The following is a 17727-nucleotide window of genomic DNA, read 5'->3' on the forward strand; positions in this document are numbered from 1 at the left end:
CGCGCCGCGCGGTCAGGCGGTGAGGAAGGCCAGTGCCTCCTCGCGGAAGACGCGCGAGCCGGGCGCGTTGAAGTGGTGGCGGTCGGGGATCTCGACGAACCGGCCCTGGGGGCACGCGGCGGCGAGCGCCTTCGACCCCTCGATGATGGCGTCCTTCGACCCCGTCGCGAACAGCACCGGCTGGGCCGGAGCGTGCGCCGCATCGGGGTCGACGGTGCCGGAGCGGCGCATGCCCTCCGCGATCGCCAGCAGCGCCCGCAGGTCGTTGCCGCCCACCCGCTCGGTGAGGGCGATGTAGTTCTGCGTGACGGGATCGGTGACGGGAGTGCCGTCGTCGACGTAGGCGCGCGCCTGGGCGAGATCGAGGCGGCCGAGCGGGATCCCGTCGGGGACGCCGCCGAGCACGACACGGCCGATGCGGCCGCTGAGGTCCTGCGCCACCTCCCAGCCGACCCGCGCGCCCAGCGAGTAGCCGACGTAGAACGCCTCGTCGACGAGGTGGGTGTCGAGCACGATCTCGACATCGGCGGCCAGGCCCCTCACGGAGTAGTCCCGCGGGTCGTGGGGCTTGTCGCTCGCGCCGTGACCGAGCTGGTCGACGGCGAGCACGCGGAACCCCGCGCGCAGCAGGTCGCGCACCCACCCCGTCGACACCCAGTTGTCGCGCGCGTTCGACGCGAACCCGTGCACGCAGACGACGGTCGGCGCGTCGAGATCGCCCCACGTATAGGTCGCGATGCGGTGCCCCTCGGTCGACATCACGAACTGCGGATCGGGGAGCGAGGTGAGGGCGGGGATCGCGTCGGCCATGCTGTCCATCTTCCTCCCGGCGCTCACTCGAGGATGACGAGCTCCCGGGTGGCGCGGGTCATCGCGACGTAGCGGTCGACGGCGAGGGTGACCGGATCGTCGCCGCCCCACGATGCCGGTGCGATCAGCACGACGAGGTCGAACTCGAGGCCCTTGCTGAGTTCCGGGGTGAGCGTACGCACCCGATCGCCGTGGTCGCCGGCATCCGGCAGGCCACGGCCGATCACCGCCGCGACGCCGTCGACGTGCGCCGTCGTCCAGGCGGCGAGCACGTCGTCGAGCTCCGCGATCGCGCCGCGGCGCACCGGGATGCCGGTTCTTCGGATCGAGGTCGGCACGTTCGCGTCCGGCAGAGCGGCGCGGATGACGGGTGCGGCGGCGGCCATGATCTCCTCGGGCGTGCGGTAGTTGACGGTGAGGGAGGCGAGCGCGACCTCGCGGAACCCGATGCCCTCGAGCCGCTCCTGCCAGGACTGCGGGAAGCCGTGGCGAGCCTGAGCGCGGTCGCCGACGATCGTGAAGCTGCGCGACGGGCAGCGGCGCAGCAGCATCCGCCATTGCGCGTCGGTGAGTTCCTGCGCCTCGTCGACGATGATGTGCGCGAACGGGCCGGCCAGTTCGTCGACGTCGAGGCTCGGCAGCTCGGCCTCGTCGACCAGGCTCACCTGCGCGTCGGCGCCGCGCAGCATCCGCACCTCGCCGTTCTCGGAGTCGTCGTTGGCGATCAGCTCGTCGACGACGCGCTCCATCTCGTTCCGCCGACGCTCGAGGGCGGCTTCCCGGCGACGCCGCTGCCGGTTCTGGGCGGGGTCGCCGACGCGTCGCCGTGCCGCGTCGAGCAGCGGCAGGTCGGCGTCGGTCCATGCCCGGGGATCGGGGCGCTGGAGGGCGGCGATCTCGTCGGCGGTCAGCCAGGGCGCGCACCGACGAAGGTATGCCGGCACCGAGTACAGGTCGGCGACCACCACCTCGGGGCTCAGCAGGGGCCACGCCTTCGCGAACGCCGCCTGCAGCGCGCCGTCCCGGGTGAGCGCGCGGTGCAGGGCGACCGGCGCGATGTCGTCGTCCGCGTGGCGTTCGATGAGCGCGTCGATCAAGTGCGTCCACACCTCGTCGCGCGCCTCGTTGTGGCTGAGTGCCGGGTCGGCGCTTCCGAACGCGTCGGCCCAGGCGGCGGGCTCGACATCCACGTCGACCCACGGGGTCTCCACGCGGAGGGTGGATGCCGGAGGCTCCTCGTAGAGCGCGACCGCCGGGTCGACCGCATCCGCGAGTCGTGCGGTCGCCTTGACCCGCGCGGCGACCGGGTCGGTCTCGACTCCCGCCGCGCGTCCGCCGGGGACGAGGTCGCGCAGCGTGCAGGTGAGCGCCCCGTCTTCGCCGAGGCTCGGCAGCACGTCGTCGATGTAGGCGAGGTACGGCTGGTGCGGGCCCACGAACAGCACCCCGCCGGTGCCGCCGCGCAGGCGCGGGTCGGTGGCGAGCAGATACGCGGCGCGGTGCAGGGCGACGACGGTCTTGCCGGTGCCCGGCCCGCCGTCCACGACGAGCGCGCCGCGCGAGGTGGCGCGGATGATGGCGTCCTGATCGGCCTGGATGGTCGACAGCACGTCGCGCATCCGGCTCTCGCGCGCCGTGCCGAGCGAGGCGATGAACGCCGACTGGTCGTCGAGGGCGGCGCTGTGGTCCACGCCGTCGGCGGCGAACACCTCGTCCCAGTAGTCGACCACCCGGCCGCCACCCCACCGGTAGCGGCGGCGACTCGTCAGCCCCGACGGCTGCGCGTGCGTCGCGGCGAAGAAGGGCTGCGCGGCGGGCGCCCGCCAGTCCAGCAGCAGCCGGGAGCCATCGGTGTCGGTGAGGCCGAACCGGCCGATGTACGACACCTCACCCGCGCCGTCCCCGCCCGGGGTGCCGGCCGCGGCACCGACGATCCGTCCGAGGCAGGCGTCGAGGCCGAAGCGCCGCAGCACGCGCAGGCGGGCCGACAGCCGCTGGATCTCGAGGTCGCGCTCGAGGGCGCGTTCGCCGCGTCCGGCGGGCATCCGCTTCTGGTCGGCCAGCCGCGCTTCGACGCCGGCGACTTCGGCGCGCAGCGCCGCGCCGATGCGGGCCAGGTGCCGGGCGTCGGCGGCGATCAGCGCGGCGTCCGCCTTCCCCGGCGGCAGCGCCGCGAGATCGAACACGTCGGCGAACTCTCCGGGCTCCGACGCGACAGCGTGGACGTACTGCTTCTCGGACGGCATCCGCTCTCCCCCTCGCGCGGGCTCGGATTCCCGGCGCGACCAGCGATTCTGCCACGCGACGGGGGCCTTGCCGCAACCACCCCCTCATCGCGGATAATGGAAGGGGAAGAGATCAGTCGGAGACGACGATCTCCTTCCAGAACGCGACGTAGCCGGAGAAGTCCTTCCCGACGCGCTCGATTCCCGAGGCGTACGGATGCGGATAGCTCCAGGCGCGGTCGGCGAGCTGCTGCCCGTCGACGGTCACCGTGTAGTACTGGCACTCGCCCTTCCACGGACAGGTGTACGGCGTCGGGCTCTCCACGAGCACATCCGCGCGCACGCTCGACGGCGGGAAGTACCAGTTGCCCTCGATCGAGATGAGGTCGTCGCGATCGGCTTCTGCGATCACGGTGTCACCGAGTGTGGCCTTCATGGCGGCCACGCTACGCCGGTCAGTCGCGGCCGGCACGCCCCTTGACAGCCGCGCGGGTCTCTCGCGGGCGTCGCACGGCGAACCGGCGCCGGCCCGAGCGATCGGGCGCGACGACGGGCACGGATGCGGTGACGACGCTTTCGACGCTCATCGAGCCGTCGACGGGGCCGATGACGGGGATGGCGGTGGTCTCGGTGACGACAGCCGGGCTCACCGGCGCGTGTGCGAGGCGACGGTGCTCGCGCAGGTACGCGGGGATCAGGATCACGCACGCTCCCGCCCAGGCCAGCGGATTGGACCAGGCGACGCCGACGAACCCGGCGAGCTGAGCGAGGATGACGGCGGCGCCGACGCGCATGGCGAGCTCGACGACGCCGGTGACGGTGGGGATCATGGCGTGGCCGAGGCCCTGCAGGGCGCCGCGCAGCACGTAGAGCACGCCGAGCGCCGAGTACGAGACGCCGTTGATGACGAGCATGAGGTGCGCGAGGTCGACGACCTCGGGTGAGGCGTCGCCGACGAACAGCTGCACGGTCCAGGCGCCGAACACGATCATGAGCACACCCAGCAGGGCGGATGCGGCGATCGTCATCCAGACGGCCTGCACGACGCCGCGGCGGATGCGGTCGGGCCGGCCGCCGCCGTGGTTCTGCGCGACGTACATCGATGCGGCGAGGCCGAGCGAGCCGAGCAGGGCGACGGCGAGTCCGTCGACCCGCGACGCCGCGGTGTAGGCGGCGACCGCCTCGGCGCCGAGCGTGTTGAGCGCGACCTGCACGGCGAGGGTGCCGATGCCGATGATGGAGGCCTGGAAGCCCATCGGCAGACCGAGGCGCAGGTGCTCCACGACGTCGGCGCGGGCGACGCACCAGTCGGCGCGGCGCACGTGCAGCACCGGAACGCGGCGGCGCACGTAGTCCAGGCAGAGGACGACCGACACCGCCTGGGCGACGACCGTCGCCAGCGCCGCTCCCGCGACGCCCCACTCGAACACGCCGACCATGACGAGCACGAGCCCGACGTTGAGAGCGCACGAGATGGTCAGGTAGATCAGCGGGGTGCGCGAGTCGCCGATGGCACGGATGATCGCGGCGAGGTAATTGAAGAACAGCATCGCGGCGGAGCCGAGGAAGCTCACCTGGGCGAAGACGGTCGCGTCGGCCAGCAGCTCGGGCGGCGTCTGCAGCAGGCGCAGCAGCGGCTCGGAGATGAGCGGCGCCAAGACGGTGAGCAGCACGGTCACGATGCCCGTGATGATCGTGCCGGTCGCGACCGAGCGCCGCACGGCGGCGTGGTCGCCCGCACCGAAGGCCTGCGCGGTCGGGATCGCGAAACCGCTCGTCATGCCCCAGACGAACCCGAGCAGCAGGAACATCATGCTGCCGGTCGCGCCGACCGCGGCGAGCGCGTCGACGCCGAGGTGGCGGCCGACGACGACGGCGTCGGCGAACTGGTACAGCTGCTGCACGACATTGCCGATGAGCAGGGGGACCGAGAAGGCGAGGATGACGCGCCACGGGCTGCCGGTGGTGAGGGTGCGGGCCATGAGGGACTTTCGTGCACAGGGGGTGGAGGGGGACCGGAGAGCGGCGGCGCGCGGCATCCAGTGTATCGAATCGATTCGGCGCGCGGAATGGCGTGCCGCCGTCGAAATGCCGTCGAAGTGCGGGGGAATCCGTCGGGGATCAGCCGAGTGCGTGCTCGACGACGCCGAGCAGACGCGCGCGCAGCACGGCGGCGCGGTCGGCGAAGGCGCGCTGCGCCGCCACGTACGCGGCCTTCCCGTCGGTGGTCTCGATCGCGATCGGCGTGTACCCGTGGGCCGACAGGTCGTACGGGGAGGCGCGCATGTCGACCTCCCGGATCTCGCGCGCCAGCGTGAAGGCGTCCAGCAGCAGGTCGCCGGGCGTGAGCGGTCCGAGCTTGACCGCCCATTTGTAGAGGTCCATGTTCGCGTGCAGGCAACCCGGCTGCTCGACGGCCTCCTGGTCGGCGCGCGTCGGCGCGGTGCGGTTGCGCGGCACCGCGGCGGGGGTGAAGAAGCGGAACGCATCGTGGTGCGTGCACGTGAGGCGATGGCCGTCGACGACGGCGTCGGTGCCGTCCTGGCCGAGTCGCAGCGGTATCGGATGCCGGTGCTCGCCCTGCCGGTAGACCATCGCCCACTCGTGCAGCCCGAAGCAGCCGTATTCGGCGCGGTGCAGCGCGGTGGCGCGCAGGATGCCGTGCACGGCGCGCAGCAGCGCCCGCTTCTCGTCGACGAAGCCGGCGACGTCGACGGTCAGGTTGGGGCCGACGGTGCGGTATCCGCGCCAGCGGGCACGGTCGGTGGCCGCCGCATCCGCCAGGACGACGTCCGCACCCGGATGCCAGCGGCGCAGCACGGCGGGCTTGTAGCTGTAGTACGTGTAGAGGAAGTCGTCGACCGGGTGCGTCTGCCCGCGGGCGACGCGGGCGCGACGACCCGCGGTGAGTGCGTCGGCGCGGGCCGCGTGCGCGGCCTCGAGCGCGCGCCAGGCGTCGGCCGGGAGGATGCGCGGCGAGCCGGGGGCCGCCGGCGGGGTGGGGGCGAGGCCCTCGGTGGGGGCGACGGGCGCCGTGGGCGCGGCGGCGACGTGCATGTCAGGGTGCGAGGGTGACGGCGATGCCGCCGCCGTCGGCGGGTGCGACCCGAATCTGCAAGGGGGTCGCGACCGTCCAGGTGGGGTGCGCGGCGGCGGCGTGCGGCCCGACCCCGATGACGCGCATCCCGGCGGCCAGGCCCGCGGCGATGCCGTTGGCGGAGTCCTCGACGACGATGCACTCGCGCGGGTCGACACCGAGTCGCTCGGCCGCCAGGAGGAACCCCTCCGGGTCGGGCTTGCTCGCCGACACGTCCTCGGCGGTGACGGCGAGGTCCGGCATCCGCACGCCCGACACCCCCATGCGCGCCGACGCGAGCGGCACGGTCGCCGACGTCACGAGCGCGTGCGGCAGATCCTCGAGCGCCGCGAGCAGGGCGACGGCCCCGTCGAGGGCGACGACACCGTCGGTCTGGGCGGTCTCGGCAGCCAGCAGCTCGCGGTTCTCGGCGAGGTTGACCTCGCGAGGACGGTCCGGCAGCAGCAGCGCCATGCTCTCCTGACCCTGGCGGCCGTGGATGATCGCGAGGGTGCGCGCCGGGTCGATGTCGTGGTCGAGCGACCACTGCGTCCACAGCCGCTCCACGACCGCGGTGGAGTCGACGAGCGTGCCGTCCATGTCGAGCAGGAGTGCGGCGGCCGTGGTCGTCGTCATGCTTCCAGCGTAGGCGCGGCCGGGACTCCGACCGCGCCCGTCCGGATGGGGGTCAGGCCTGCGCGGCGCGGTGCGGCAGCACCCAGCCGGCGCGCGGGAAGTGGCAGGTGTAGCCGTTCGGGATGCGCAGCAGGTAGTCCTGGTGCTCGGGCTCGGCCTCCCAGAACGGGGCGAGCGGCTCGATCGTGGTCACCGCCGGTCCGGGCCACAGCCCGGACGCGTCGACGTCGGCGATCGTGTCGCGGGCGACGCGCTCCTGGTCGTCGGTCAGCGGGAAGATCGCGGAGCGGTAGCTCGTGCCGATGTCGTTGCCCTGGCGGTTGAGCGTAGAGGGGTCGTGGATCTGGAAGAAGAACGCGAGGATGTCGCGGTACGTCGTCTTCTCGGGGTCGAACACGATCTCGACCGCCTCGGCGTGGCCGGGGTGGTTGCGGTAGGTCGCGTCGTCGTTCTCGCCGCCGGTGTAGCCGACCCGGGTGTCGAGCACGCCGGGCTGGCGGCGGATGAGGTCTTCCATTCCCCAGAAGCACCCGCCCGCGAGGATCGCGGTCTCAGTGCCCTCGGTGCGCGTGATCTGCCCTGCGGGGAGGTTGCCGTGCGTCATGATTCGGTGATCCGTTCTGCCGGGTTGTCCGGCTCGTCGGGTACAACAACGGGCATGTCGATTCTGGTCCCGATCGGTGCGCCGTGGGCGCGGATGCCGGAATCGGGCGTCATGCGACCCGGCCGGCGGTCTGGGCCACCAGCGCGTCGAGCACCGTCTGCAGGGCGGGTGAGTCGTTCTGGCTGCGACGGTGCACGGCGGCGATGTCGCGGGTGGAGGCCGGCTGCGCGGTGGGGACGGCGACGAGCCCGTCGGGAAGTGGGGGGCGCCCCATCCGCGGCACGAGCGCGATGCCGAGACCGGCCTGCACGAGGTGCACGTGGTTTTCGAACTCCATAGATTCGTGCACGATGCGCGGGGCGTTCGCGACGCCGTCGAACAGGCGCCGCAGCCACTGGCGGCAGATCGTGGAGTCGAAGGTCGCGATCCACTCCTCGTCGGCGAGATCGGTAGGGGTGAGTTCGGCGTGCGTGGCGAGCGGGTGGTGCGCGGGCAGGATCACGTCGGCCACGTCGGTGAACAGCGGCGTCGCGACGAGATGCTCGGGCATCGCGAGCGCCACCCCGCCCCACCGGTGCACGATGCCGAGGTCGCGTTGGCCGGAGGCGACGAGGGCGACGGTCTCCCACGGCTCGCTCTCGCGCAGCGGCACGCGCAGCGCGGGATGCTCGGCACGCAGACGCGGCAGCACGTCGGTCAGGATGCCGCGCACCGCGGTCGAGAACGCACCGATGCGCACTTCGCCGGTCACCGGGCGGGCGGGGGCCTCTGCGCGCGGTCCGCCGGCGAGATGGAGGTCGGCTTCGAGACGTTCGAGGTCGGCCAGCACCGTCGCCGACGAGGTGACGAGGTGACGTCCCGCGTCGGTGAGCACGACGCCGCGGCCGGCGCGCTCGAGCAGGGCGACGCGGGTGCCGCGTTCGAGGCGCTTGATCTGCTGCGAGACGGCCGACGGCGTGAATCCGAGGGCGTCGGCGGCGGCCGCGACGCTCCCGCCGGTGGCCACGGCGCGCAGTGCGACGACGGCTTCCAGATCGATCATGTACGGATGCTACCGAATCGAGCGAAGGAATGGTCGCTGGTGTTTCCGCATCCGAGGCGCTTCGCTGGACCCATGACGGGACCCATGACACGACGCGACATGCTGCTGGCCGCCCTCGTGGCGACGATGTGGGGCTTCAACTTCGTCGTGATCGACTGGGGGATGGCCGGCATCCCGCCGCTGTTCTTCGTCGCGGTGCGCTTCCTCGTCGTCGCCCTCGCCGTATTCGTCGTACCGCGCCCGCTGGCGTCGTGGAAGACGGTCGTCGGCGTCGGACTGTTCATGAGCCTCGGCCAATTCGCCCTGCTCTACACCTCGATCGCCCTGGGACTTCAGCCGGGGATCGCCGCGCTCCTCCTGCAGGCGCAGGTGGTGCTGACGATCGTGGTCGCCGCGCTCGCGCTGCGGGAGCGCCCGACCGCCCGGCAGGCCGTCGGCGTGCTGGTGGGCACCGTCGGCCTGGGTGTCGTCGCGCTCGGTCGCGGCGGCGACGCACCGGCGGTCGCGGTCGTGCTGTGCCTGCTCGCGGCGCTGTCGTGGGCGATCGGCAATGTGATCTCGCGGCGCGCCGGCGCCGTCGCCCCGCCCAAGCGCCTCGGCGCGCTGTCGCTCACGGTGTGGTCCTCGCTGGTCGTACCGCTCCCGGCGCTCGCCCTGTCGGCGGCGATCGAGGGGCCCGAGGCGATCGCGGCGGGGATCGCGGCGTTCGGGTGGCGACCGATCCTGTCGACGCTGTACACCGCGGGGCTGTGCACGCTCGTCGGCTACGCGATCTTCAACGCCCTGCTCGCCCGCAACCGCTCGGCATCCGTCGTCCCGTGGGTGCTGCTGGCACCCGTCGTCGCGATGGCCTCGGCCGCGGCGCTGCTCGGCCAGATTCCCAACGTGTGGGAAACCGTGGGCGGCGCCGTGCTGGTCGTCGGCGTGTTCGTCGCGAACGCGCCGACGCGGCGGCGCGTTGGCGGTGGGGGCGGGCGAGGGCAGGTGGTCGCGGCCGGCGCGGAGGTGCCCGCGCACGTCACACGAACGGCCGCCCCCGCGGATGCCGACCGGCACAACGCGTGACACGCTCCGCATCCGTGTCACACGAACGGCCGCGCCCACGGATGCCGAGCCGCAGAACGCGTGACACGACCGGCATCCGTGTCACACGAACGGCCGCCCGGGCCGTCCCGCACGGGCGCTTCGCGTGACATGCCCTGGGGCGGAGCGTGCCTCCCCGTCGCGCCGATCAGGCGGTGGGCACGCTGAGGAGGGTCCAGAGCAGCGCGATCATGCCGAACACGACGCCCGCGTAGAGGATTGCGACGCAATCCAGGATGACGCCGACGAGGATCGACCATCCCGGCGCGCGGCGGGCACGGTGCGCGCGCCACGCCACGACCAGCCCGACGACGCCCAGGACGACGCTCGACGCGCAGAGCAGGGTGATCGTCTCGAGCACGTTCGACGGTGCGATCCGCCAGACGAGCGCGGTCGGTGCGACGAGGCCGACGGCGGCCGCCCCGAGACCGATCACGGCGATCGCCGCCGGGGTCGCCGACCGGCGACGGTTCGAGGGTGCGAGGGTCATGCGGGCACGGTAGCGCCCGCCCCGCCCCCGGCACTCCGCCCCTCCACAGCCCCCACCCCTCCTGCCGTCGAGATGACGCGAACGGTCCCGGATCCGCGCGATCGCGTGCGATTCGTGTGATCTCGATCGCCGCCGACCCTGGTCGGTGTCCCCCGGGGTGTTTAGGGTGGCGGCATGGACGGCATCGCAGCGACGACGGACACGATCGAGTGGCTGCTGGCAGGAGACCCGGCCGTGCGGTGGCAGGTGCTGCGCGACCTCACCGACGCCACTGACGAGCAGGTCGCCACGGAACGGGCGAAGGTCGCACACGAGGGATGGGGCGCCGCCGTGCTCGCGGCCCAGGACGACGACGGCCTGTGGCGCGCGCCCGACGAACCCGACTGGGTGCCGAACCTCTACACGATGATGCTGCTGCGGGAGTTCGGTGTCGATCCGGCCGATCCGGCGGTCTCCCGCCGGATCGATGCGTTCGAGCGCGCCTACCGGTGGGACGAGGAGTTCGGCGCCGGCCCTTTCTTCGCAGGCGAGGTCGAACCGTGCATCAACGGGCGGGTGCTCGCGCTCGGCGCGTACTTCAACCGGGCGGATGCCGCCATGGCTGCGCGTCTGACGGGTGACGAACTCGCCGACGGCGGCTGGAATTGCGAGGCACCGGCATCCGCCGTCAGCTCGTTCCACTCCACGATCTGCGTCTTGGAGGGACTGCGCGAGTACGAAGCGGCCGTCGGCGCAACGGAGGCGACGACGACGGCGCGGCGTCGCGGCGAGGAGTACCTGCTCGAGCGTCACCTGCACCGGCGCCGATCGACCGGCGAGACGGCGGCGCCCGGGTTCCTCGACTTCACCTTCCCACCGTCGTGGTACTTCGACGTGCTGTTCGGGCTCGACCACTTCTGGGCGGCGGACATCCGCGATCCGCGCCTCGCCGAGGCCGTCGACATCGTGCGGTCGAAGGCGCAGCCCGATGGCCGATGGCTGCTCGACGGCGACAGCGAGTACGTCGTCGAGTATCCGGGCCGCGAGCAGGTCGGCGAGCCCAGCCGGTGGAACACGCTGCGCGCGCTGCGAGTACTGCGCTGGTGGGATGCGGCACCCGGGCAGGCCTGACGCCGGCCGGCACGCGAGCAATCACCGCGCGCGGTTACAGGCTGCCGCCGAGCAGCGGCCCGGCCGACTCCGAGCGGCGCTCGTCTCCCCCGCGATCGCGGTACGGCGCCGCGACGTCGCCCTCCTGCGGGATGCGCTCGGCAAGCGGCACCGGATCGGCCTCTTCGCGGAGCTTCTCGGTGACGCTGTGCTCGACGACGACGGGGATGTAGTCGCGCACGTGGGCGTCGTCGAGGGTGTGGACCTCGTCGTGGACGACCTGCTCGACGTGGTCATGGTCGAGGGTCGGGAACTTGGTGGCGATCCGGTCGATGACCGCGTCGATGGCGAGCTCTTCCTGCCGGGTGTCGGCGTGCTGGGTGTTCTCCATGCCGCCATCCTGGGTCGTCGTCCCGGTAGCTGCGAGCCCCGTTGCCGCCGCGCCCGCGGGCCGCTATCCTGCGGCGGGATCCGTGATCACGAGGGTCAGCGAGACGTCCGTGTCGACCGCGACCTCGGCCGAGACCGTCGCCCCCTTGACCGTCACCGACGGCAGCGGGACGACGGTCTCGCCGCCGGCGCGCATCTTGTCGCCGATGTCCTGTGTCAGCTGGTCGAGTTGCGCGGTCGTCCATCCCCACTCGGCGGCCATGGCCTGCAGCTGCGAGGTGACCCCGGCCCAGGTCTTCGCACCGTCGAGCAGCAGCCGCACCTCCGTCACGCGATCACCCTCGGTCTCGAGCGAGAAGCTGTCGACGAGCTCGTACGCGAATGCCCCGTCGGGCGCGACGATGACGGCGGTCACCGGAGTGATGGGCGCGAAGTCCTGACGCCCGTCGGCGTCGAGACCGAGCGCGGATGCGGGCGCGGCATCCTCACGCAGTTTCACCCGCATGGTGCCCTGGCGCGTGAAGAAGTCGACGCCGGCTCGGTCGAATCGCGACATGCCGTCGGACATCTGCTGGTCGTCGCTGGCCGTGGGGTCGTCCTGAGTCCACCACGAGTTCTGCATCGCGATCGCCCCGACGACGAACCCCGCGCAGACGAGGGCGACGATCGTGATCGGCACCCACGACAGCAGCGCCTTGCGGCGTCGCTTCTCGGCGAGGGTCATGGCGTCGTCCGGGTGGTCATGAGGTCATCGCATCGAAGTCGGCCTGCGTCCACACCCGGGCCAGGCGGATGCCGCCTTCGACGGCGGCCTCGGGGAAGCGTGCGGCGATCGCGGCGGCACGCGCTTCGTCGGTCACGTCAACGAGGTAGTAGCCCGAGACGGTGATGTCGCCGGTGATCGGGGTGACCACGGCGGATCCGTCGTCGGCGCGGGTGACGGTGCTCTGCGTGTCGGCGGCGACCGCCTTGGAGTCGACGAGTTCACCGGTGTGCTCGAGGTCGCTCTCGATGTCCCAGTACAGCTGGTAGGCGGCGCCGCGCTCGTCGTCGTCCATCGCCGCGAAGAGGGCCTCGACGGCGGGGGCCACGTGGATGAGGATGAGGTATTTCATCGCGTGCTCCTCCGTTCGCGGCGCGGATTCCAGTGCTTCGACGTTACCGGAGGGGTGCGACACCCGTGCGGCCGGAGGCGCGGCGGATGACCTCGCGGCACACGTCGAGCACATCGCCCGGGTGGGTGAAGTGCACGGCGTGCTCGGGCCTTGTCTCAGCCTCCCGGCAGCGGCAGCACCGCCGGACCGGACGACCCGACGACGCGCACCATCGTCAGGCTCCCGCCTCGCGGGCCGCGGCACGGTCGGCGTGCCCGAGGGAGCGGTCGGGGGCGATGACGTCGCGGACGCGACGCTTGAGATCGACGATGTCGGGGAATCCGCCGTCGTCCTTGCGCGACCACAGCCGTACGCCGTCGGCGTGCACCTCGAAGACACCGCCCGTGGCGGGCGCGAGGCTCACGGTTCCGCCCTGCAGTTCGGCCTGGAAGGTGGTCAGCAGCTCCTGCGCGACCCAGGTCGCGCGCAGGAGCCAGTTGCACTGCGTGCAGTAGACGATCCGGACGTCGTGGGCCATGCCGCGATTATCGCAGGGCCTCCGTCGCCGTCGAGTCGCCGTCGCGCCGCCGTCGCGCCTCCCGGCACGTCATCGGAGATCTGCACTTCTGCGGACGACCGGATGCTGCGGGGTCCGAGGTTGCGCAGATCTCCGAAGAACTGCCGCACCCCGCATTCGCACGCCCGCGAGGCCGTGCCCCCGCGGCGACGACTCAGTCCCAGCCGAGGAAGTCCTCGATCAGCACACCGGTCTCCCCCGGGTGCGTGACCGGGAAGAAGTGGCCGCCGCCGTCGAGGGTCGACACACTCACGAGCGCGGGCGCCGCGGCGCGCAGAGCCTCACCGTTCGCGGGGACGGTGACGCGGTCGTCCGACCCCTGGATGACGAGCACCGGGATCGTCGGCTCCAGCACCGCCCACTCCGATTCGGGCGTCGCGGCCAGTGCCGCCTGCTGCAGCGCGGCGACGTCGGCATCCAGAGCCTGGCGCAGGATGCTCCACGTCACCGCCGCATCGCCGTCACCCGCGAGCTCGCCCATGCCGGCGAGGATCGCCGACTCGTCGGCCCCCGCGTGCAGCGTGTCGAGCGCGCGGGCCGCCTCCGCCGTCGCCGGCTGGGCGCCGTCGACGCCCAGCAGCAGCAGACCGAAGATGCGCTCGTCGTGGTCGAGGGCGACGGTGCGCGCCACCGCGCCGCCGAACGAGTGCCCGCCGACCCACGCGTCGCCGAGACCCAGGTGGTCCATGACATCGACGACGTCCTGGGCGAGGTCGTGCAGGGTGACGCCGTCGCGCGAGGCCCCGCGGAAGCCGATGCGGGTGACGCGGAAGCCCTCCTCCTCGAGCACGTGCGCGAGCGTGCCGAGGTAGGTGATGTTCAGGCGCGACCCGGGCACGAGCACGATCGAGGGGCCTTCGCCCTCGTCGACGTACGGAACGGCGCGGCCGTCAGGCTCGAAGATGCGGATCGGGCTCGGTGTCGCAGTCATGGATCTCTCTCGCACGGGGATTCGTCAGGATTCAGGGTCGGGCAGAGCGCGGCGCTCGCGCAAGTTCGCGGATGCGGGGGCCTCCCGCGTCCGGGCTCAGCCGAGCCAGGACGAGCGGCCGAAACGCTCCCACCGCTCGACGACGACGGGTGCGGCATCCGCGGCCGCATCGGCAGGCGGCACGAAGACGGGCCGGCCCTCGATGTAGACGCGCTCGACGCGCGAATCCACGGCCAGCGGGTCGCCCGACCACACGACGACGTCGCCGTCGCGACCCTCTTCGAGGGCGCCGACGCGTGCCTGCAGGCGCAGGATGTCGGCGGGGTTCGTCGTGAGCGCCTCGAGGGCGGTCGACGCCGGCAGGCCGTCGCGCACGGCGAGGATCGCCTGCAGACGGATCTGGTCGATCGGCACGACGGGGTGGTCGGTGGTGATCGCGACCTTCACGCCGGCTTCGGCGATGAGGGCGAGGTTGCCGATCGCGCGGTCGCGCAGCTCGACCTTCGACCGCGACGTGAGCAGCGGGCCGAAGATCACCGGGATCCGCTTCTCGGCGAGCACGTCGGCGATCTTGTGCGCCTCGGTGCCGTGGTTGACCACGAGCGTGTAGCCGAACTCCTCGGCCAGGCGCACAGCGGTCGCGATGTCGTCGTGGCGGTGGCAGTGCTGGTCCCAGACGAGCTCGCCGTCGAGCACGGCCGCGAGCGTCTCCTTGCCGAGGTCGCGCTCGAACGGGTCGCCCTTCTCGGCGGCGGCGTCGCGCTTGGCCTGGTAGTTCTGGGCGGCCACGAACGCGTCGCGCAGCACCGACGCCACACCGAGACGCGTCGAGGGGGTCTGCTTCTTGTCGCCGTAGACGCGCTTCGGGTTCTCGCCGAGCGCCGACTTGACCGACACGTCGTGAGCGAGCACCTGCTCGTCGACGGTGCGGCCGCCCCACGTCTTGATCGCGACGGTGCGGCCGCCGATCGGGTTTCCGGAACCGGGCTTGATCACGGCGGTCGTGACGCCGCCGCGCAGCGCGTCGCGGAAGCCCACCTCTTCGATGTCGATGCCGTCCAGCGCGCGGAAGCGGGACCCGTTCGGGTCGGTCATCTCGTTGGTGTCGTTGCCCGACCAGCCCTCGCCGTCCTCGTGCACACCAAGGTGTCCGTGCGATTCCACGAAGCCGGGGACGACCCAGCGGCCGGTCGCGTCGACGATCTCCGCGCCGTCGGGGATGACGGTGTCGGCACCTCCGACGGCGGTGATGACCCCGTCGGTGACGACGACGGTGCCGCCGTCGATCGGGTCGGAGCTGACGGGGACGACGTAGCCGCCGGTGACGGCGAGGATGCGGGACATGCCTTCCACCGTACGTCGTTGACCTGTGGCGGGCCGCCGGGGAGGATCGGGCCATGGCCCCGCTGTTCTTCCACGGCGCCGGCGGATACGACGACGACCTGCCGCTCGCGACCGGCATCGCGCGGGCGCTCGGCATGCCGCTGGAGTATCCGCGGCTGCCGACGGAGGACTGGGGTCTCGAGGACTGGGCGCGGCCGGTGCGGGAGGGTCTGGATGCGGCATCCGCCGACGATCTGGTCGCCGGACCTCAGCGGTCGTACTGCTGGCGGGTGGGATAGCGGTCGCTGATGTGGCGGTTGAAGTACGCACCGGGGCTGTCGGCATCCATCAGGGCCCGATGGACGGAGGGCGGGACGGCGAAGTACCGGTAGACGTCGCCGCTGGTGAATTCGATCTCCAGCAGCGCCGTTGCCGCGTCGTAGCCGACGCTGCGCAGCACCGACGAGGTGACCGGATGCCGGCGCACGGGCTCAGGAGGCCGTGCGGATGCGCACTTCGCGTTCCATCCGCTTCTCGTGACGCGCCCGCCCCTTGACCGCTTCGAGCTCGCGGTTCTTCGGCGGCGCGTTCGTCACGAGGTCATCGAGCAGCCGACGCGTCGCCGCGGCGATCTCGTCGATCGCCCGGTCGAACGGTTCCGTGTTCGCCCGCGACGGATGCGTGGAACCGCTCACCTTGCGCACGAACTGCAGCGCGGCCTCGCGCACCTCGTCGTCGGTCGTGGGCGGCTCGAAGTTGTGGAGCACGCGGATGTTGCGGCACATGCGGCGAGACTACCCGCGCCATCCGTGCGGCACACCGGGGTCGGGTCCTAGACGAGCTCCTGCAACTCGCGCAGCAGCGGCATCAAGGCCGGCCCCATCTCGACCTGTGTCAGGAGGATGCCGATCGTGCCGTCGGGGTCGACGAAGTAGTCGGTGCCGAGACCTCCCGACCAGCCGACGCGCCCCGCGCGGTCGCCGGTGGTCTGCACGCCGAGCCCGTAGCCCCAGCCCATGCCGTCCCAGAAGCCGCCGCCCGCGGGCTCGACCTCGACGAGCCCGGCCTCGTCGTGCCGGTAGGCGGCGGGAAGGCGGTGCGCCGCGGATGCGGGCGTGCCGTATCCGGTGTCGCCCATCCCCAGCGGCGTGAACAGGTCGTCGCGCAGGTGGTCGTCGAGCGGCCTGTCGGTGACCCGCGGGAGGATGGTGCGGTGGACTCCCCCGCCGCCGCCTTCATCGACCGCACCCTGCGCGCCGAGGCGTCCGAGTGGCGTACCTGGGCCGACGGCGACGACTCGGTCGGCGGGATGCGGGTCTACGGGGCCTCGGTCGGGGCGATCCGCGGGACCGTGCGCGATGCCCTGCGCCGTCACCGCGGGCTCGACCACGACGATGTCACCGCTCTCGCGTCGGAACTGTGGGCGCTGCCGGTGTTCGAGCGGCGTTTCGCGGCGATCGTGCTGCTGCAGGGACAGGTGGGAGCGCTCACCGCCAACGACCTGACCCGGATCGAGGGATTCCTGCGTGACGCGCGCATCGCCGCCCTCATCGAACCCCTCGCGACGGACGTCGTGCGGCCCCTCCTCGCACGCCTCGAGGGTGCGGACGCCGAGCGGGCGGGTCGCATCGTGATGCGGTGGGCGCGGGCGGATGCCGACGGGCTGCGGCAGGCGGCGGCCCTGCTGTGAGCACCCGGCTCGTTCGGCTCGCGCACAGGCGAGCCTCCTAGGCTGTAACGATGCCCGAAAACTCCCTGCTGTCCGTCGCGCCCTCGCCTGCTCGCTCCGTCGAGATCGTGGCGGTGCCGCACGACGACCCGCGGGCGGCCGGGCTGCGCGAGGTGCTCGACCTCGACCTCGACGCGCGCTACCGCGGCGCGGAGCCGGAGCCTCCCGCGGTCAGCGCCGCGCGCGCCGATGCCCTGCGCGTGCACCCCGATCAGCTCGTCGCGACCCTGCTGGCCGTCACCGCCGACGGCGAGGCGCTCGGGCACGTGATGCTGCGCCGTCTCGGCGACGAGTGGGAGCTGAAGCGGCTCGTGGTCGCGCCCGAGGCGCGTGGCGCCGGCGTCGGGCGCCGACTCGTGCAGGCCACCATCGACCTCGCGCGCACGGGCGGTGCCGCGCGCGTGATCCTGCAGACCGGTGCGGCCCAGCCGGAGTCGCTCGCCCTGTACCGCTCGTTCGGCTTCACGCCCATCCCGGTGTACGAGCCGTACGTGGCCACGATGCCCACGTCGCTCTGCTTCACCCTGCCCCTCTGACCTCGGGGCGTTTCGACTCGTCGCTCCGCTCCTCGCTCAACGACCGGGATGGGGGCACACGCCCACTCCGGTCGTTGAGCGAGCAGAGCGAG

General features: G+C 72.4%; 23 protein-coding genes. 5 read left to right on the top strand and 18 right to left on the bottom strand.

The window, feature by feature from the left end:
- Positions 1-12: 12 nt before the first annotated feature.
- The 8 genes from C7474_RS00265 to C7474_RS00300 all read right to left on the bottom strand — a co-directional run bounded on the left by C7474_RS00265 (position 13) and on the right by C7474_RS00300 (position 8393).
- Complete coding sequence (locus C7474_RS00265) at positions 13-810, bottom strand: alpha/beta fold hydrolase (RefSeq protein ID WP_121056592.1); 798 nt, start codon at positions 808-810, stop codon at positions 13-15.
- A 23-nt stretch (positions 811-833) separates the two neighbouring features.
- Positions 834-3056, bottom strand: coding sequence for an RNA polymerase recycling motor ATPase HelR (helR, locus tag C7474_RS00270; RefSeq protein WP_241965030.1), 2223 nt, complete (start codon positions 3054-3056; stop codon positions 834-836).
- A gap of 112 nt (positions 3057-3168) precedes the next feature.
- Entirely contained in the window at positions 3169-3471 is a 303-nt protein-coding gene (locus C7474_RS00275) for a DUF427 domain-containing protein (protein WP_121056594.1), read from the bottom strand.
- Between the two features lie 19 nt (positions 3472-3490).
- Positions 3491-5017: an MATE family efflux transporter gene (locus C7474_RS00280; protein ID WP_121056596.1), complete on the bottom strand. Its 1527-nt coding sequence runs from the start codon at positions 5015-5017 to the stop codon at positions 3491-3493.
- Between the two features lie 139 nt (positions 5018-5156).
- The gene (locus C7474_RS00285) at positions 5157-6092 is read right to left on the bottom strand and encodes a 3-methyladenine DNA glycosylase (RefSeq protein ID WP_241965031.1); all 936 of its coding nucleotides are present in this window, start codon (positions 6090-6092) and stop codon (positions 5157-5159) included.
- Position 6093: 1 nt separating this feature from the next.
- Positions 6094-6747, bottom strand: coding sequence for an HAD-IA family hydrolase (locus C7474_RS00290; protein ID WP_121056598.1), 654 nt, complete (start codon positions 6745-6747; stop codon positions 6094-6096).
- Positions 6748-6799: 52 nt separating this feature from the next.
- Positions 6800-7351 (bottom strand): peptide-methionine (S)-S-oxide reductase MsrA, encoded by a 552-nt coding sequence (msrA, locus tag C7474_RS00295; protein ID WP_121056600.1) that lies wholly within the window; start codon positions 7349-7351, stop codon positions 6800-6802.
- Positions 7352-7460: 109 nt separating this feature from the next.
- On the bottom strand, positions 7461-8393 hold the full coding sequence (locus C7474_RS00300; RefSeq protein ID WP_121056602.1) for a LysR family transcriptional regulator: 933 nt from the start codon (positions 8391-8393) through the stop codon (positions 7461-7463).
- 72 nt (positions 8394-8465) lie between these two features.
- On the opposite strand from C7474_RS00300, the gene C7474_RS00305 reads away from it, so the two are divergent.
- A complete protein-coding gene (locus C7474_RS00305; RefSeq protein WP_241965032.1) occupies positions 8466-9458 on the top strand; it encodes an EamA family transporter in 993 nt (330 codons plus the stop codon).
- A gap of 166 nt (positions 9459-9624) precedes the next feature.
- On the opposite strand, the gene C7474_RS00310 is transcribed toward C7474_RS00305, so the two are convergent.
- Positions 9625-9966, bottom strand: coding sequence for a hypothetical protein (locus tag C7474_RS00310; protein WP_121056606.1), 342 nt, complete (start codon positions 9964-9966; stop codon positions 9625-9627).
- 174 nt (positions 9967-10140) lie between these two features.
- On the opposite strand from C7474_RS00310, the gene C7474_RS00315 reads away from it, so the two are divergent.
- Positions 10141-11076, top strand: a complete 936-nt coding sequence (locus C7474_RS00315; RefSeq protein WP_121056608.1) for a hypothetical protein — start codon at positions 10141-10143, stop codon at positions 11074-11076.
- Positions 11077-11110: 34 nt separating this feature from the next.
- Here C7474_RS00315 and C7474_RS00320 read toward each other — a convergent pair whose 3' ends face one another.
- The 6 genes from C7474_RS00320 to C7474_RS00345 all read right to left on the bottom strand — a co-directional run bounded on the left by C7474_RS00320 (position 11111) and on the right by C7474_RS00345 (position 15391).
- Positions 11111-11446, bottom strand: a complete 336-nt coding sequence (locus C7474_RS00320; RefSeq protein WP_121056610.1) for a three-helix bundle dimerization domain-containing protein — start codon at positions 11444-11446, stop codon at positions 11111-11113.
- 63 nt (positions 11447-11509) lie between these two features.
- The gene (locus C7474_RS00325) at positions 11510-12169 is read right to left on the bottom strand and encodes a hypothetical protein (protein ID WP_121056615.1); all 660 of its coding nucleotides are present in this window, start codon (positions 12167-12169) and stop codon (positions 11510-11512) included.
- A 16-nt stretch (positions 12170-12185) separates the two neighbouring features.
- Positions 12186-12560, bottom strand: a complete 375-nt coding sequence (locus tag C7474_RS00330; protein ID WP_121056617.1) for a YciI family protein — start codon at positions 12558-12560, stop codon at positions 12186-12188.
- A 214-nt stretch (positions 12561-12774) separates the two neighbouring features.
- Positions 12775-13077, bottom strand: coding sequence for an Rdx family protein (locus tag C7474_RS00335; RefSeq protein WP_121056619.1), 303 nt, complete (start codon positions 13075-13077; stop codon positions 12775-12777).
- Between the two features lie 193 nt (positions 13078-13270).
- Positions 13271-14047 carry an alpha/beta fold hydrolase gene (locus C7474_RS00340; RefSeq protein WP_121056621.1) on the bottom strand — a complete coding sequence of 259 codons (777 nt, stop codon included), beginning with the start codon at positions 14045-14047 and terminating at the stop codon, positions 13271-13273.
- 96 nt (positions 14048-14143) lie between these two features.
- On the bottom strand, positions 14144-15391 hold the full coding sequence (locus tag C7474_RS00345) for an amidohydrolase (protein ID WP_121056623.1): 1248 nt from the start codon (positions 15389-15391) through the stop codon (positions 14144-14146).
- A gap of 53 nt (positions 15392-15444) precedes the next feature.
- Between C7474_RS00345 and C7474_RS00350 the strand changes: the two genes are divergently transcribed.
- Entirely contained in the window at positions 15445-15669 is a 225-nt protein-coding gene (locus C7474_RS00350) for a hypothetical protein (protein WP_121056625.1), read from the top strand.
- On the opposite strand, the gene C7474_RS00355 is transcribed toward C7474_RS00350, so the two are convergent.
- Genes C7474_RS00355 through C7474_RS00365 form a run of 3 tightly spaced genes read right to left on the bottom strand, consistent with a single transcriptional unit; the run spans position 15639 to position 16577 of the window.
- On the bottom strand, positions 15639-15857 hold the full coding sequence (locus C7474_RS00355) for a KTSC domain-containing protein (RefSeq protein ID WP_121056627.1): 219 nt from the start codon (positions 15855-15857) through the stop codon (positions 15639-15641). The genes C7474_RS00350 and C7474_RS00355 overlap by 31 nt on opposite strands.
- A gap of 4 nt (positions 15858-15861) precedes the next feature.
- On the bottom strand, positions 15862-16155 hold the full coding sequence (locus C7474_RS00360) for a DUF2277 domain-containing protein (protein ID WP_121056629.1): 294 nt from the start codon (positions 16153-16155) through the stop codon (positions 15862-15864).
- A gap of 47 nt (positions 16156-16202) precedes the next feature.
- The gene (locus C7474_RS00365; RefSeq protein WP_121057818.1) at positions 16203-16577 is read right to left on the bottom strand and encodes a serine hydrolase; all 375 of its coding nucleotides are present in this window, start codon (positions 16575-16577) and stop codon (positions 16203-16205) included.
- Between the two features lie 6 nt (positions 16578-16583).
- On the opposite strand from C7474_RS00365, the gene C7474_RS00370 reads away from it, so the two are divergent.
- Entirely contained in the window at positions 16584-17060 is a 477-nt protein-coding gene (locus C7474_RS00370; RefSeq protein ID WP_241965033.1) for a DNA alkylation repair protein, read from the top strand.
- Between the two features lie 50 nt (positions 17061-17110).
- The gene (locus tag C7474_RS00375; protein WP_121056633.1) at positions 17111-17635 is read left to right on the top strand and encodes a GNAT family N-acetyltransferase; all 525 of its coding nucleotides are present in this window, start codon (positions 17111-17113) and stop codon (positions 17633-17635) included.
- Positions 17636-17727 lie beyond the last annotated feature (92 nt).

This window comes from Microbacterium telephonicum (genome assembly GCF_003651225.1).
GTDB classification, from domain to species: Bacteria; Actinomycetota; Actinomycetes; order Actinomycetales; family Microbacteriaceae; genus Microbacterium; species Microbacterium telephonicum.

Coding starts and splice junctions, on each gene's coding strand:
- C7474_RS00265 (WP_121056592.1), bottom strand. CDS start 810: ATGGCCGACGCGATCCCCGCCCTCACCTCGCTCCCCGATCCGCAGTTC.
- helR (WP_241965030.1), bottom strand. CDS start 3,056: ATGCCGTCCGAGAAGCAGTACGTCCACGCTGTCGCGTCGGAGCCCGGA.
- C7474_RS00275 (WP_121056594.1), bottom strand. CDS start 3,471: ATGAAGGCCACACTCGGTGACACCGTGATCGCAGAAGCCGATCGCGAC.
- C7474_RS00280 (WP_121056596.1), bottom strand. CDS start 5,017: ATGGCCCGCACCCTCACCACCGGCAGCCCGTGGCGCGTCATCCTCGCC.
- C7474_RS00285 (WP_241965031.1), bottom strand. CDS start 6,092: ATGCACGTCGCCGCCGCGCCCACGGCGCCCGTCGCCCCCACCGAGGGC.
- C7474_RS00290 (WP_121056598.1), bottom strand. CDS start 6,747: ATGACGACGACCACGGCCGCCGCACTCCTGCTCGACATGGACGGCACG.
- msrA (WP_121056600.1), bottom strand. CDS start 7,351: ATGACGCACGGCAACCTCCCCGCAGGGCAGATCACGCGCACCGAGGGC.
- C7474_RS00300 (WP_121056602.1), bottom strand. CDS start 8,393: ATGATCGATCTGGAAGCCGTCGTCGCACTGCGCGCCGTGGCCACCGGC.
- C7474_RS00305 (WP_241965032.1), top strand. CDS start 8,466: ATGACGGGACCCATGACACGACGCGACATGCTGCTGGCCGCCCTCGTG.
- C7474_RS00310 (WP_121056606.1), bottom strand. CDS start 9,966: ATGACCCTCGCACCCTCGAACCGTCGCCGGTCGGCGACCCCGGCGGCG.
- C7474_RS00315 (WP_121056608.1), top strand. CDS start 10,141: ATGGACGGCATCGCAGCGACGACGGACACGATCGAGTGGCTGCTGGCA.
- C7474_RS00320 (WP_121056610.1), bottom strand. CDS start 11,446: ATGGAGAACACCCAGCACGCCGACACCCGGCAGGAAGAGCTCGCCATC.
- C7474_RS00325 (WP_121056615.1), bottom strand. CDS start 12,169: ATGACCCTCGCCGAGAAGCGACGCCGCAAGGCGCTGCTGTCGTGGGTG.
- C7474_RS00330 (WP_121056617.1), bottom strand. CDS start 12,560: ATGAAATACCTCATCCTCATCCACGTGGCCCCCGCCGTCGAGGCCCTC.
- C7474_RS00335 (WP_121056619.1), bottom strand. CDS start 13,077: ATGGCCCACGACGTCCGGATCGTCTACTGCACGCAGTGCAACTGGCTC.
- C7474_RS00340 (WP_121056621.1), bottom strand. CDS start 14,047: ATGACTGCGACACCGAGCCCGATCCGCATCTTCGAGCCTGACGGCCGC.
- C7474_RS00345 (WP_121056623.1), bottom strand. CDS start 15,391: ATGTCCCGCATCCTCGCCGTCACCGGCGGCTACGTCGTCCCCGTCAGC.
- C7474_RS00350 (WP_121056625.1), top strand. CDS start 15,445: ATGGCCCCGCTGTTCTTCCACGGCGCCGGCGGATACGACGACGACCTG.
- C7474_RS00360 (WP_121056629.1), bottom strand. CDS start 16,155: ATGTGCCGCAACATCCGCGTGCTCCACAACTTCGAGCCGCCCACGACC.
- C7474_RS00375 (WP_121056633.1), top strand. CDS start 17,111: ATGCCCGAAAACTCCCTGCTGTCCGTCGCGCCCTCGCCTGCTCGCTCC.